10 protein-coding genes are annotated in these 14628 nt (G+C 53.5%); 7 read left to right on the top strand and 3 right to left on the bottom strand.

The window, feature by feature from the left end:
- Positions 1-6 precede the first annotated feature (6 nt).
- On the top strand, positions 7-2388 hold the full coding sequence (locus tag ACI48K_RS11565; RefSeq protein ID WP_475027755.1) for a glycoside hydrolase family 95 protein: 2382 nt from the start codon (positions 7-9) through the stop codon (positions 2386-2388).
- A gap of 567 nt (positions 2389-2955) precedes the next feature.
- Here ACI48K_RS11565 and nrdG read toward each other — a convergent pair.
- Positions 2956-3468 carry an anaerobic ribonucleoside-triphosphate reductase activating protein gene (gene nrdG, locus ACI48K_RS11560; RefSeq protein WP_475027754.1) on the bottom strand — a complete coding sequence of 171 codons (513 nt, stop codon included), beginning with the start codon at positions 3466-3468 and terminating at the stop codon, positions 2956-2958.
- 5 nt (positions 3469-3473) lie between these two features.
- Positions 3474-5663 (bottom strand): anaerobic ribonucleoside-triphosphate reductase, encoded by a 2190-nt coding sequence (nrdD, locus tag ACI48K_RS11555; protein ID WP_475027753.1) that lies wholly within the window; start codon positions 5661-5663, stop codon positions 3474-3476.
- Positions 5664-5811: 148 nt separating this feature from the next.
- Here nrdD and ACI48K_RS11550 point away from each other — a divergent pair, with 148 nt between their 5' ends.
- Entirely contained in the window at positions 5812-6333 is a 522-nt protein-coding gene (locus ACI48K_RS11550) for a YfiT family bacillithiol transferase (RefSeq protein WP_475027752.1), read from the top strand.
- Positions 6334-6348: 15 nt separating this feature from the next.
- The gene (locus tag ACI48K_RS11545) at positions 6349-7185 is read left to right on the top strand and encodes a lysostaphin resistance A-like protein (RefSeq protein WP_475027751.1); all 837 of its coding nucleotides are present in this window, start codon (positions 6349-6351) and stop codon (positions 7183-7185) included.
- Positions 7186-7333: 148 nt separating this feature from the next.
- Here the strand turns inward: ACI48K_RS11545 and ACI48K_RS11540 are convergent, their stop codons facing one another.
- Positions 7334-8398 carry a permease gene (locus ACI48K_RS11540; RefSeq protein WP_475027750.1) on the bottom strand — a complete coding sequence of 355 codons (1065 nt, stop codon included), beginning with the start codon at positions 8396-8398 and terminating at the stop codon, positions 7334-7336.
- A 186-nt stretch (positions 8399-8584) separates the two neighbouring features.
- Here ACI48K_RS11540 and selD point away from each other — a divergent pair, with 186 nt between their 5' ends.
- From selD to ACI48K_RS11520, 4 genes are all read left to right on the top strand, one after another.
- Positions 8585-9637, top strand: coding sequence for a selenide, water dikinase SelD (gene selD / locus ACI48K_RS11535; RefSeq protein ID WP_475027749.1), 1053 nt, complete (start codon positions 8585-8587; stop codon positions 9635-9637).
- 40 nt (positions 9638-9677) lie between these two features.
- Positions 9678-10721 (top strand): tRNA 2-selenouridine(34) synthase MnmH, encoded by a 1044-nt coding sequence (mnmH, locus tag ACI48K_RS11530; protein ID WP_475027748.1) that lies wholly within the window; start codon positions 9678-9680, stop codon positions 10719-10721.
- Positions 10722-10863: 142 nt separating this feature from the next.
- Complete coding sequence (locus ACI48K_RS11525) at positions 10864-13266, top strand: S-layer homology domain-containing protein (protein ID WP_475027747.1); 2403 nt, start codon at positions 10864-10866, stop codon at positions 13264-13266.
- Positions 13267-14067: 801 nt separating this feature from the next.
- On the top strand, positions 14068-14598 hold the full coding sequence (locus ACI48K_RS11520) for a hypothetical protein (protein ID WP_475027746.1): 531 nt from the start codon (positions 14068-14070) through the stop codon (positions 14596-14598).
- Positions 14599-14628 lie beyond the last annotated feature (30 nt).

The raw sequence follows: 14628 nt of genomic DNA, 5'->3' as shown, positions 1-14628 counted from the left end.
TATAAGATGAAGCTGCAATATGAGAAGCCCGCGAGCTTCTGGACGGAAGCGCTTCCGGTCGGCAACGGCCGGCTGGGCGCCATGGTTTTCGGGGGCGTGGAACGGGAGCGGATCGCACTTAATGAGGATACCTTATGGTCCGGTTACCCGAAGGATTGGAACAATCCGGCTGCCAAAGAGGCGCTGCAGAAGGTGCGGGAATTGCTTCGCGGGGAGCGTTATGAAGAAGCGGAACAATTGTGCAAGAATATGATGGGGCCTTATACGGAGACCTATTTGCCGTTTGGGGATTTGCATCTGAGTTTCGAGCATGGAAATATTTACAACGCCTATCGGCGGACGTTGGATTTGGAGAGCGGATTGTCCAAGGTAGAATACCGGATCGGGACCGTCGAGTATGTCCGGGAGATTTTTGCTTCTTACCCGGATCAAGTGCTCGCCATTCATATGGAAGCCAGCGAACGCGGGGCGCTGGACCTTCATGTACGGCTCGACAGCCCGCTTCGTCACGCGACATCGGCTTCAGGAGGGCGCTTCACACTCCGCGGTATTGCGCCGGAGCACGCCGATCCGAGTTACTTTTCCTCCTCCAAGCCGCTGGTTTACGGGGATGAGGCAACAACGGAAGCCATGCGTTTCGCGGGCTGCATTGAGGCTAAACTGAAGGATGGCCGCTTGATGGCCGACGGAGACGGCATCCATATCTATGGCGCCACGGCCGTTACGCTGTATTTCAGTGCGGCGACCAGCTTTAACGGCTTCGATCGGATGCCCGGAAGCGAAGGCAAAAACGCCGAGGCTATTGCCGGCTCTTATGTGGATATGGCGATGTCTATGCCTTATGAGCAATTAAAGGCGGGGCATATCGGGGATCACCGCTCTCTTTTCGATCGGGTGAAGCTGCGTTTGGGCAGTTCTCCCGCTCCGGAAGAGACGCCGACGGACACACGGATTGTGCAGTACGGCGCCGGGGATCCAGCGCTTGTAGAGCTGCTGTTCCAGTACGGCCGTTACCTGATGATCGCAAGCTCGCGCCCGGGAACGCAGGCGGCCAACCTGCAGGGGATTTGGAACGAGCATACGCGAGCGCCGTGGAGCAGCAATTGGACATTAAATATCAACGCGCAGATGAACTACTGGCCGGTGGAAACCTGCAACTTGTCCGAATGCCATCGGCCGCTGCTTGATCTCATATCCGGGCTCTCCCGGACGGGTGCGGAGACGGCGAAAGTGAACTATGGCGCCCGCGGTTGGGTTGCCCATCACAACGCGGATATCTGGGGCCAAACCGCCCCCGTGGGCAATTACGGCGACGGCGATCCGACCTGGGCGCTTTGGCCGATGGGCGGCGTCTGGCTGACGCAGCATCTGTGGAACCATTTTGTCTTCGGCCGGGACGAATCTTATTTGCGCAGCCATGCGTACCCGGTTATGAAAGAAGCGGCGCTTTTCTGCCTGGACTGGCTGATCGATGATGGCCAGGGCCATTTAATAACGGCCCCTTCGACATCTCCCGAAAATAAATTCAAAACCGAAGAAGGCCGCGCGTTTGGTGTCAGTGTAGCAACTACGATGGACCTGTCGCTGATTTGGGAGCTGTTCGGCAACTGTATAGAGGCCGCGAAGCTGCTCGGGATTGATGAAGACTTCGCCCAGGAGCTTGCCGCGGCAAGGGAACGGTTGCTGCCGCTGCAAATCGGCAAGCACGGACAACTGCAGGAATGGTCCAAGGATTTTGAAGAAGAAGATGTACACCATCGCCATGTGTCTCATTTGTTTGGAGTTTATCCCGGCCGGCAGCTGACAGAGCAGGAGACGCCGGAGCTGTTTGCCGCCGCCAGACGGTCGCTGGAGCGGCGGGGCGACGGAGGCACCGGCTGGAGCCTGGGCTGGAAGATCAGCCTTTGGGCGCGTTTCCGGGACGGCGACCGTGCCTTGAAGCTGGTATCCAATCTGCTGCAGCTCGTCAAAGAGGACGATATCGTGTATGAGCGCGGCGGCGTTTACGGCAACCTGCTGGACGCGCATCCCCCGTTCCAGATCGACGGCAATTTTGCCGCAACGGCGGGCATCGCCGAAATGCTGCTGCAGTCCCATCAAGGTTGTATCGAACTGCTGCCGGCGCTGCCAAGCTCCTGGAAGCAAGGAGAAGTGACGGGGCTTCGGGCGCGCGGCGGGTTCGAAATCGATATTTGCTGGGATGAGGGCCGGCTGACGGAATCGAGGGTGATTTCCATCCACGGCGGTTCCTGCGCGGTGTGCGCTTCCGGCGCATCCTTCGAGGTCACCGGTCCAAACGGAGGGCAGGTCGAAGTAAGGCCTGATGCAAACGGTATTCTCCGGTTTGCGACAGAGCCCGGGGGATCGTATAAATTGAGCGTACGATGAACCCAAATAGAAGGTTAAAATAGACGAAAGCTTCGGGACTATAAACGCTTGCACCGGATTTACTTTCGGTATAGGACAAGAGGTTGACCTAAAAGTCATTGATAGCGGCTTTTGGGTCAACCTCTAAAACAGATCATGACAACAAAGCGGAGAAGCCCTGCTGGATTGTAACGGGGATTTACACGTTGACACAAGTCAGAACAAAGGGATTGCTCTGGGCAACATCTCTGGTTAACAGCGTCCCTAAAACACGGCTTCCCTCCGACACTTAAAATAGCGGTCAAAAAGGGTTCTATTTCCACTAGAGGTGCCTTTTTCTGAAGGAATAGCGCCGTTTTATGGCCTTATTTCTTCAGAAGCTGCCCTTTTCCCCTCGGTGTTGGACGTTTTTCCGAAAATAGGACCCTTTTGTACCGCTATTGTCAGGAAAATACGATTTCCGAGTGGAATAAGGCCATTTTGTATCGTTATTCAGTGCCGCTGAGAAGAAACAACCGCAAAAATACATTACTCTTTCTCAAATCGCCCTACTCTTCCTCAAAAACACTCTACTCTCTCGAATTCGCCCTACGCCTCATCCGGGTCCAGCATTACCGCTTTTCCCTCTTTCAGGCTTTCTCTCGCGTTTAGCACCCGCTGGTTATCCGAACCGCGCCACTTGAGCTTCAAGTTGCGCCGCTCCAGCACGAATCTGCCGTCGATCAGGACGTCGCAATAGCCAAGCAGCTCCTTGCGTGCGGCATCGGCGATAATTTCCTCAAAGGTGTAGCCGGACCAGATCCAGATGTCCTTGCCGGGACATTCGGAACGAATCCTTTTAACCAGACCGAGCAGTCCGTCTGTGTTTTGGAAGGGCTCGCCGCCCAAGATGGACAAGCCCGCGAGGCGAATATCCTCCACCTGAAGGTCGGCGACGATCCGATCTTCGAATTCCGGAGTATACGGGACGCCATAGTTGAAGTTCCAGGTTGCCGCGTTGAAGCAGCCTTCGCAGCGATGGGTGCAGCCCGAGACGAACAGCGAGTTGCGCAGCCCTCTTCCGTTCAGCACGTCGAATTTTTTGTAGTCTGCGATATTCATGGGGTTCACACATGCTTGACGCGGGCAACGACTTCCCGCTGCTTTCCGGCGTTAAACGGCCGCTGGCTTGGCTCCGACAAGTACCCGCAGCAGCGCCGGATCACCGACGAGGTTTTCGGGTTGCGGTTTCCGCAGTTCGGACACTCAAACCCCGTGTTCGTGGCTTCGAATTCCCCTTCAAAGCCGCATTCCAGGCATTTGTCCGTCGGGGTGTTCGTTCCGAAATACGGCACCCGTTCGTAAGCGTAATCCCAAACCGCTTCCAGCGCCTCCGGATTTTTCACCAGCGAATCGAATTCGCAATAGGTGATAAATCCGCCGTTTGCATAAACGGGATATTCTTTCTCAAATTCGATTTTTTCAAAAGGACTAACCTTTTTGGCGACATCCAAGTGGAAGGAGTTCGTATAATATCCTTTGTCCGTGATCCCTTCGATCGCGCCGAATCGCTGCTCGTCCAGCTTGCAGAAGCGGTAGCACAAAGACTCAGCCGGGGTGGAATACAGGCTGAAGCCGTATCCGGTTTCCTTTTTCCACGTTTCGGTTTTCGCGCTGAGGTATTTGACGATGTCAAGTCCTTTTTGCCACAGGACTCGGTCGTCGTAAATATGTTTCCCATAGAGCGATAGAATGGTCTCGTGGATGCCTATGTATCCGAGCGAGATGCTGGCCCGGCCGTTTTCCAGCAGGTGGTCGATGCTGTCTTCGGGCTGCAGCCGGCTTCCGGCCGCGCCTTCCATATACAGGATCGGGGCGACTTTGGCTTTGACGCCCTGCAGGCGGGAGATGCGGTACATCAGCCCTTCCTTACACGTTTCCAGCAGCTCGTCAAGCAGGCGGTAGAAAGTCTGCTCCGAACCTTTGGCGCGAATGGCCAGGCGCGGCAGGTTGGCGGTCACCACGCCCATGTTGAACCGTCCGTCATGCAGTTCTTTTCCGTTTTCTTCGTAAACGCCGAGGAACGACCGGCATCCCATCGGGAATTTGAACGATCCGGTGATCTCTTTGACCTTTGGCACCGAGATGATGTCGGGATACATCCGCAGCGTGCTGCATTTCAGCGCCAGCTGTTTGATGTCGTAGTTTGGATCGCCCGGCTTCAGGTTCACTCCGTCTTCCATCCCGAAGATCAGCTTCGGAAATACGGGTGTTTTACCGTCTTTGCCAAGCCCGCGAATCCGGTTGCGGAGGATGGCGATTTGAATCTGACGCTCCGCCCAGGAGCGTCCGCGGCCGAAGCCGAAAGTGCTGAACGGAGTTTGTCCGTTGGCGCTGACGAGCGTGTTGATCTCGTACTCCAGCGATTGGAACGCGTCGAAGGTTTCCTTTTCTGTCAGCTTTTTCGCGTAATCGAAGCATTTCGGATATAGCGCATGCAGCGCGTCATTTTCGTAGGAAATATCCAGCTTGGCAATCTCGTCGCTATCCAGCGCGCAGAGCCACTCCAAGCCGTTCTTGTAATGTTTGATGAACGATTTCTCCACATAAGGCGCCAAAACGATGTCGATCTCGTTGATGGTGTTCCCGCCGTAAATGTGGCTGGCCACCTGGGCGATGATCTGCGCCGTGATCGCGGTGGCGGTCGTAATGGACCGGGGTGTCTCGATCTGCGCGTTGCCGAGCTTGAAGCCGTTCTCCAACATTTCTTTGAGGTCGATCAGCATGCAGTTGTAAATCGGGAAATATGGACTGTAGTCCTGGTCGTGGAAATGCAGGCTCCCGTTATTGTGGGCCTCCACCACGCGCTTCGGAATCATGTAAGTTTGGGCAAAATCCTTGGCCATGATGCCTGCCAGCAGATCCCGCTGCGTTGGAATAGTGGCTCCGTCCTTATTGGAGTTTTCCTTGAGTACTTCCTCGTTCGTCAGCTCAAGCAGGCCCAGCACTTTTTTGTCGAGGCTGCTGCGTTCCCTTCTTTTCAGCGTCCGGACTTCGCGGTATCCGATATAAGCTTCGGCCGCGTCTTTTCTCCGGCTGTTCATCAGCGCGGACTGGACCTCGTCCTGAATATGCTCGATATCCACCTTGTCCAATTTGGAAATTTTGGCGGTAACTTTGTCGGCCACTCTCTGTGCGACAGCCATATCGACTTTTTTCTCGGTGCTGTTCATGGCGGCGCATATCGCGTCGATAATCTTCTGTTGGTTAAAGGCCACTTCGGACCCGTCTCGTTTTATGACTAGCGTAACAATCATCCTTTGTAAATGTTCTGTTCAGTGAGTATAGCATAACAAAATGATATAAAAGGGTGATTTCACACACTGTTCATTCTCTCGTTTGGGGGATCGACATAATTCCTCGTTTGGGATATAAAGGGAATATATCTCATAGAGGAGGCTTCCGATGGACCCCAGATACCCTATTGGAGAATTTGCATTCGAAGGTGAAATCACCCCCGTCCGGCGCGAGGAATGGATTCGGGAAATCGAGGCGCTGCCGGAAAAAATCAAGCAGGCGGTAGCGGGATTAAGCGAGGATCAACTGGAGTTGACATACCGCGACGGGGGATGGACGATTCGGCAGGTCGTGCATCATTTGGTTGACAGCCACATCAACAGCTACACAAGGTTCAAGCTGGCGCTGACCGAAGATACGCCCACAATCCGGCCTTATTATGAAGATCGCTGGGCGAAGCTCCCCGATTATGAAGCGGATATCGCGGTCTCAACCGTGCTGCTGGAAGCTCTGCACCGAAGATGGGCGATTCTGCTGCGCTCCTTAAGCAATACTGACTACGGAAGAACGTTTCACCATCCGGAATCCGGAGCAACCACAAGCCTTGCTTACAATCTCGGGGTATACGCGTGGCACGGGAATCATCATTTGGCGCATATCATCCAGTGCAGACAGAAATTCAACGTTTAGGGAGAGGGAGCAAAGTTGAAAAAAGTCTCTATAGTCACTGGCAAGGTTCTGCTTAGCTTCGTGTTGTTCGTTGTGCTTTTGGCGCTTGGCTCGGCCGGGTTATCCGCGATCCATTATCACACATCCTGGGCTGCTCAACTGGTTACCGATGCTCCGATGATCGCGGCTCCGCTTATCATGTACGCTATTTTTGAGCGAAAGAGCAGGTGGACGATCGGCGTGCTCCAGCCTCGCCCTTTGGCAAGCGGCGGGCAGGGGTTTGTTATTGGGATTGCACTTATAGCCATCTGTTTTGGAATCGTTTGGTCCTTAGGCGGAATACATATTCTTTCGTATCGACTGGATACCGACGCTTGGGCTAAGGCGGGCGCTTCGTTCGGCGTATTTCTGCTGGTCGCCGTAGGGGAAGAACTGTTCTTCCGCGGTTATCTGCAGGGGGTGATGAAGCGATATTTCGGCGTGATGACGGCGGTCGTCGTGCCGTCCGTTATTTTCTCGCTTATGCACCTCGGAAACCCGGGCATTTTATCAACGCCTTTGCCGCTTATCAACATCTTTCTGATCGGGATTTTCTTTGCATTGATGCGGGAGCGGACGCGCGGACTGTGGTATACGATCGGGTTTCATTGGACGTGGAACTTCTTCCAGGGCGACGTGTTTGGCTTCGCGGTATCGGGGGCTGAAGAAGGCTCATTCGTATCTGCGGCCACGGAAGGCAGCGCGTTCCTTTCAGGGGGAACCTTCGGGGCGGAGGGAAGTTTCGTGACGACTGTCGTTATTTTGATCGCATGCTTCTTCGCTTTCCGAAGCTGGAACCGGTCCAAGTCGGCCAACAGAACTCTTGTCATGTAGGCATGCCGGCATGTCCGCGAAATTAAAAAGGCGCCGTTTCCAGGCAAAAGGGGCTTTTAGTCGAGTACCGACTCCGCTTTCCTTGGAAACAGCGCCTTTATATATCGGAAAATGTAACAAGACATGAATTCCGCGCCCTATCTCCGGGCTACAGCACCAAGGCTCCGACGAGCCCGCCGACAATGCCGATCACAACGACGGACGCACAGACGAACATTAACACTTTACGCGGAAAAGATCGCGAAACGATCAGCATCGACGGCAGGCTGATCGCCGGCAGCGTGAGGAGCAGAGTTGCGGCCGGACCGCTTCCGAGGCCAAGCGCCATAAACGATTGAATAATCGGAATTTCCGCGGCGGTCGGAATCACGAACAGTGTGCCGACGATCGCAAAAACCAGGATAGCGAGCACGCTCCCTCCGAGCGCGACGGGGAACATCGTGTTCCGGAAAGCGCCGAGAACGAGCACGGACAGCAGATAAGCGGGAACGACGCTCAAAATCATGAATCCCAGGCTTTTTAGCCAGCGCAATGCGAAGGGGCTTTCCTCTTTCGCCTCTTCAAGTTCCATTTCCGCAGGCGCCGGAACTTCTTGGCCTTTGGCAATCCGGTTAGCCGCGTAGCTGACGCCAAAAGTCATCAGCACGCCGAAAACTAGACGAAGCAGCGTGAATTTCCAAGACAAGACAAACGTCATGAAAATGAGCGTTGCCGGATTAAGCACCGGGTTGCCGATCCAGAACGCCAGGCTGGCGCCGACCGACACGTTTCTTTTACGAAGCCCCGAGGCGATCGGGGCGGCGCAGCAGGTACACATCATTCCCGGCAAAGCGGCAACCCCGCCGAGAAAGGTGCTTTTGAAACGGCTGCTGCCGAGCACTTTGCTGAGCCAACGGGCGGGAAGCAGCACCTGCACGAGCGACCCGAGCAAAATGCCCAGCACGGCGGCTTTCCATACCGATTTGAAATAAGCCGCCGTATAATCGAGCGCCGCGCTCCAGGATGGGGCGATGGCCGTATCGGAACCGAGAATCGAAGAGCCGATCGAATGGCTGGTTGCGCTCTTGAGCGCTTTTCCGTAATATGGCCACCATTTGACATAGCACAATCCCGCAATGGCGATAACGAGAAATATCGCCGCATACCATATGGCTTTCCGGCTGCCGGCCGATCGTGACCGATTCGAATGAATATTTCCGCTTGAAGAAGACATTTTTACCTCCGAACAGTTAATAATTACACACAATCCCAAGTATATCACAGGGAGGCAAGAGCCTTTCATTCCCGTTTTCGGCTCGTTTTCGCAGCGGGGTTTGCCTTTTTTGGGGAAATTGGAGTACGATTTATAGGTGAAAACCGGGCTCTGCTTAAGCCCGCAAGGAAGGAACGTGACGATTTCATGTCTACATTTGAACCCGTTAAATTGACTTCGCTTTCCAGCAAAGGCGGCTGCGGCTGCAAAATCGGGCCTGCCGATCTGATGCAGGTGATTCGCAGCCTTCCGCGCTCCGAGCCCAATCCCGATTTGCTGGTGGGCCTGGATACGAGCGACGACGCCGGCGTATACCGTCTCAGCGACGATTTGGCGCTGGTGCAAACCGTCGATTTTTTTACTCCTATCGTGGATGATCCTTATTCTTTTGGACAAATTGCCGCAGCGAACGCGATCAGCGATATTTACGCCATGGGCGGAAAGCCGCTAACCGTTCTTAATATTGTGGCGTTTCCGATTTCGACTTTGGACAAAAGCGTACTCGCCGACATTTTGCGGGGTGCCGCCGATAAAGTCAGAGAAGCGGGAGCGACGCTGGTCGGGGGACATTCCATCGACGACAAGGAGCCGAAGTTCGGCCTTGCGGTTACCGGTCTCGTACACCCGGATAAAGTCAGAACGAATGCCGGAGCGAAGCCGGGCGACAAGCTGATTTTGACCAAACCGATTGGCGTGGGCATCATGACGACCTCAATTAAGAAAGATCAGCTTACCGAGGAGGAGATCAAGCGGGTCACCTCGGTGATGGCTGCTTTGAATAAAACGGCCGCCGAAACGATGGAAGCTTTTGAAGTGCACGCGTGCACGGATGTAACGGGCTTTGGGCTGATGGGGCATACGCTTGAAATGGCCAAAGGGAGCGGCGCGGGCATTACGATTCGCCGCAGTTCGGTCCCGGTGCTGCCTCGCGTCAGAGAATTGGCCGAAAGCGGCTTTGTTCCCGGAGGAACCAAAAACAATTTCGCGCATGTGGAATCCGATATTTCCTTTCCGGAAGAGTTGGATCAGATTGATCGCTGGATTTTGTGTGATGCGGTAACTTCAGGCGGGCTGCTGATTTCCGTCTCCGCCGGTGAAGCGGACGCTTTGCTGAAGGCGCTCGTCGATAAAGGCGTGGAAGCGAGTTTGATCGGCGAGGTCACAAGCGAAAACGCGGGCCGCATAACCGTAGAACTATAGAAAGACAGCGTAGAATTTGCCTATTGAAGGAGATAACGGTATGTTTCAGGATATAACCCTGGAGGCGTGGCTGGAGCAGCGCGGCAAGGGACTCGTAATGATCGACGTGCGATCCCCTTCGGAGTTTGCGCAAGCTACCATTCCGGGCAGCAGGAATATCCCGCTGTTTGATGACGAGGAGCGGGCGGAAATCGGAACACTATATACGAGAGTCAATGTAGAGACGGCCAAGAAGCGCGGGCTTGAGATCGTGTCGGCCAAGCTCCCCGCATTTATCCAGCAGTTCGCCGATATTCCGGAGCGGAAAGCGGTGTTCTGCTGGCGCGGAGGGATGCGCAGCCGAACCACCGCGACGCTGCTGTCGCTGATGGACATTCACACGTACCGCCTGGCCGGAGGATATCGCGCTTATCGTCAGTGGGTGGTTTCTACCCTGGAGTCGATGTCCTTCACTCCGCAGATGGTTGTCATTCACGGGAATACGGGAAGCGGAAAAACGGCGGTTTTGAGAAGACTCAAGGAACGCGGCAATCCCGTCCTGGATCTGGAAGGCATGGCCGGACACCGCGGATCGGCGTTTGGGCAGATCGGGCTTTCGCCGCATAACCAGAAGACATTCGATTCACTGCTTCTCGAGGAATTGCTGCGTTACCGGGAGCGCCCATACGTTTTGATGGAGGCGGAAAGCAAGCGCATTGGGAAGGTTGTTATTCCGGATTTGATTGTCGCGCAAAAGGGTTACGGGCAGCATATCAAACTTGAGCTTCCGATCGAAGCGCGAGTTCAGGTTATTTTGGACGATTATGAACCATGGAACAACCCTGAAGCATGCCTCGAGGCTTTTCGGAAGATCAAATCCCGGATCCATGTCCCGATCGCGGCCGAAATCGACGAATGCCTGATTCAAGGGCGTTACGAGCGGGCGGTTGAGCTCCTGCTGCTTTATTATTACGACCCTCGTTATTCCTATACGGAAGAGCAGTATACGGAGGCTGAGTTCACTACAATTCGAGCCGGCTCCGTAGCCGAGGCTGCCGCTGCCGTTGAAGGGATTTTGCCTGAAATAACGGGGCAGCTTGGTTAGACGACATATGGACCGTACGCCGGAATCTGGCGGACGGTTTTTTTGCTGTTCGGATTTATTTAAGATTGGAAAAACCAAGCAGATGGAAGTAGAATAATTAGGATAAAGAGAAAATATGGAAAATGGGAAGGATGAAACAGGTTTGAATCGATCAGACAGACAAGTAAACCATCGTGCCAAGAAAGCGGCATTGACCGGATTGATTGCGCTTTCATTATCGCTGCCCCAAGGTTTGGCCTTGGCGGATTCCGGTCAAAGCGGCACCGTTGCGGTTTCTGCGTCCGCCGACGCTGCCGTCCAGTCTTTGTCTCCGGAAATGCTGCTTAGGATGGCGGCAGGGGAAATTCCAACGCCGGGCGTAACCGCGCCGGATCCGTCCAAAGCGAAAATTACCAAAGAACAAGCGGTTGCCAAACTGCAGGAGTTGTTTCCGGTTTTGAAGAAAGCCGAGGTTACTCAGGTAGAGCTTGGAGTATCCAACTCTTTTCCGCCCCCTAAAAATCAAATGATATGGAACGTAAACTGGCAGTTTCGAGACGGGAACGGGAGCTTTGGCTTCAGCAGCCAGGTAGACGCCATTACGGGAGATCTGATTAATACTTACATCAGCTTTCCGGCGTTAAACGAACCGTCCTACTATCCGCCCAAACTGACGGAGACTCAGGCGCTGGAAACGGCCAAAGCTTTTATCGCCAAGGCGGCTCCCTCTACTGTTCCGAGTGATATCAAGAGAGATGAGAACTACCGGTACATTGATAACGGAGCATTGTTCGGCCCGGTTCAGTATGATTTCGGTTTCAATATTTTGAAAAACGGGCTGTCCGGATACGAGAGCATCAGCATCACTGTGGACGGAGACGGAAATGTGATCAGCTTTTCAAAACCGGGCGATACTTACGAATATCCGTCCGGTACGCCTGCTATTACGAAGGTTGAAGCCGAAAAAATATTCACTGAGGGAATGTCGGTTGAACTGGGTTACGTCCCGATTCGCCAAAACGGCGAAATCAAAAGCTGGGTTCTGGCCTGGAATCCGGCGGATAACGCAATCAATTCCATTGATGCGCAGACCGGGAAGAAAATCGATTACGACGGCAAAGAGATTGCCCCGGCTCCGGTAAAATACAGCGCGGTCCCTCAATCCAAGCAAACCTTCGTTCCAAGAAACACGATCAAAGAACTCACGTCTGAGGAAGCCGCCAAACGGGTCGAACAGGTGGCCGCGATTCCGGAGGGGCGCGCTTTGATTTCGCAGTCCCTGAACACGGATTACAGGGATCAGTCTCGACATATCTGGAGATTAACCTGGGGAAGTCCTACGCCTGTGAACGGCACTCTTTTCCCATCCCAAACGCAGGCGGAGGTCGATGCGGTTTCAGGGCAAATCCTGCAATTCAACGGCGAGCAGTTCACGGGCAGCGAGCCGGCTAAACCTTTATCTGCCCCGGCCGGAGCCGTCCGGTTAACGAGTGAAACCGCCCGTCAGCGAGCCATCGATTTGATAAATCTTCTGTATCCCGAAGCAAGCGGGAAGCTGAAGCTGGTTGACCGTGGAGCGAATTGGAACCTTCTTTCGGACGGTAAGCAATATCGTTATCAATTTATCCACTATCTCGGCGACATTCCCGTTCAAGACGGCGGAGCTTCGATCACGATCGATGAGTATGGAAGATTGATGGCTTACAACGCGGACCGGGAAACTAAGATTAGCGGCGATATGCTGGATCAAAGCGCCACGATAACCGCCGATAAGGCGCTTCAGGAGTTGAAAAGCCACTACAAGCTAACGTTGAAGTACGGTCTTTACGGCGGTAATACCATTTATGACAACGAATATATCAATCCCGTCCTGCGGCTGGTTTACAGTCCTGAATTTATCAATCCTGTGTATAATAACGAGGTGCTTGACGCCGTCACCGGAAAATGGGTGCCAACCTATCAAGACAGCAGCTTGCCTCAGACGGACGTAGAGCCCAAGGATATTCAAGGGCACTGGGCGGAGAAAGACCTTGCCACTCTCGTGAAGCATCAGATTATCGTTCCCGATGCGGACGGCAATGTGAAGCCCAATGAAGCCGTTTCTACGGGCGAATGGATCACGATGATGGTCAAATCCGTTACGCCTTATTACTCCGGATATAATTACGGAACCGATCCTAAGCCGGTAGCCGGGATTCACCCGGAGAATGAGTATTATGATGCGGTGAGCTACGCATCGAATTTGCAGTGGTTCTCCAAAGATGCCGTTTTACCGGTCGATCAAAAGCTGACGAAAGAGCAGTTGGCCGTATCGCTGGCATCGATCCTGAAATATTCCAAACTGACCGCATACTTGGGCGAAGACGGCACGGTGAGCCAGTTCAGCGACGCCAAATCAATCGGCAATCCGGGCGCGGTTGCCTTAAGCGTTAAGCTTGGCCTTCTGCAAGGGCAAAACGGCAAATTCAATCCGAAACAGACGGTTACCCGGGCGGAAGCCGCCTCCGTCATCATGAAGTTGGTCAGAATGCAAGGCAAAACCGATTCACCGATCGGCCAGCAATAATTCGGATTTTATCAGGGAGAAGCCGCAGGCTTCTCCCTTTTTTTAAATTGGTGGGGAAATCAGGACCCTGGAAAACCGCCAGACCGGTTTGTTTTATGATTTGACGGCCGAGTTTTTGCCTCAACGTTCGACTCACGCCAATGGCAGCAAGAGGGCCGGCCTCCAGTCATCTGTGATGACTTTTGGAATTCGTTCTGCCTTTAACCGTTTCCCATTCTTCCTCCGTCATTTAAAATAGCGGTCTTTAATGGCCCTATTTTCACTGGAGAGGCCTCATTTTGAATGAATAGCGCCGTTTTCTGGCCTTATTTCTTCAGAAGAGTCTCTTTTTCACTCGGTTTTGGACGTTTTGCCGAAAATAGGACCATTTTGAACCGCTATTTTCAGGAAAACGCAGTCTCGGAGTGAAATAAGGCCATTTTGTATCGCTATTCGAGAAATCGCCAACTCATTCTCGATGCCGAGCTCGCTCCGGCTGACCGGACCGCCGGCAAGGCTGACCGTTACGCGAACCTGCGTGCGGTGCATCAAGGGCAACTGATGCTTACGGCATTTTTTACTTCGAAACTTGCCGAAATTAAGCCCAGAGGTTGGATGGCTTTCACTATTGATTCCTTTTCAGTTAAGTGAGCGATTGGTCAAATGTGCCAGTTTACTTTTGGGACCGCCTCTTTTACTTTTGACGCATATTTCTGCCGGGGAACTTATGGTAAAATTAGGTTGGATTAGCTTCATGATTTGCCGTAAAAAAGGGCAACCTAGGCGTGCCATATTTACCAACCAAGCCAGAGGAGAGACAGCATGAGACAAAATATCCAGGTGCCCTACGGCTATGAGCCGCCGGTGCTGCACACCAAAGGGACATTATTGTATTATGATTCCTTCGAGCAAACGACGGATGAAGAGTTGGACAGAGCACTGGAGGAGGCAAAGCGCCGCTCTTTCTCCAAATTCGTGCTGTACCCGCTGCACGAGGAAACCGTCAAGCGGATGGGGAATGAGGCGGTGAGCGCTTTTTACAAGCGGGAAGATCGGCTGCATGAATGGAAGCGGGAACGTGGGGTTTCGAAGGTCGCCGTCGAAGGATGGGAAGGCAAGCGGAAAAAATACACGCCAGTCGACTCCGCGCTTAGGCATGTGGCGGAAACTTACCCCGCTCCGTTGTTTATTTATCTCACTCCGGAAATGGCCAACCGGTTTGCGTCCTTTTCGTCATTCGAAGAGTGGATTTCCAAAGCTCGCCTGCTGCTTTCCGAAGCGCCTGCCGTGCTTCACCCGCGTCTTGAGAAATATCGCCATCGCTGGGATATCGCAGGGTTGCCCGATACATAGCGGCGAATTTTACACAATATACTGACCTAT

Source organism: Paenibacillus terrisolis, assembly GCF_056171975.1.
Note: the sequence above shows the minus strand (reverse complement) of the source record. Positions and strands in the feature narration are given on the sequence as shown.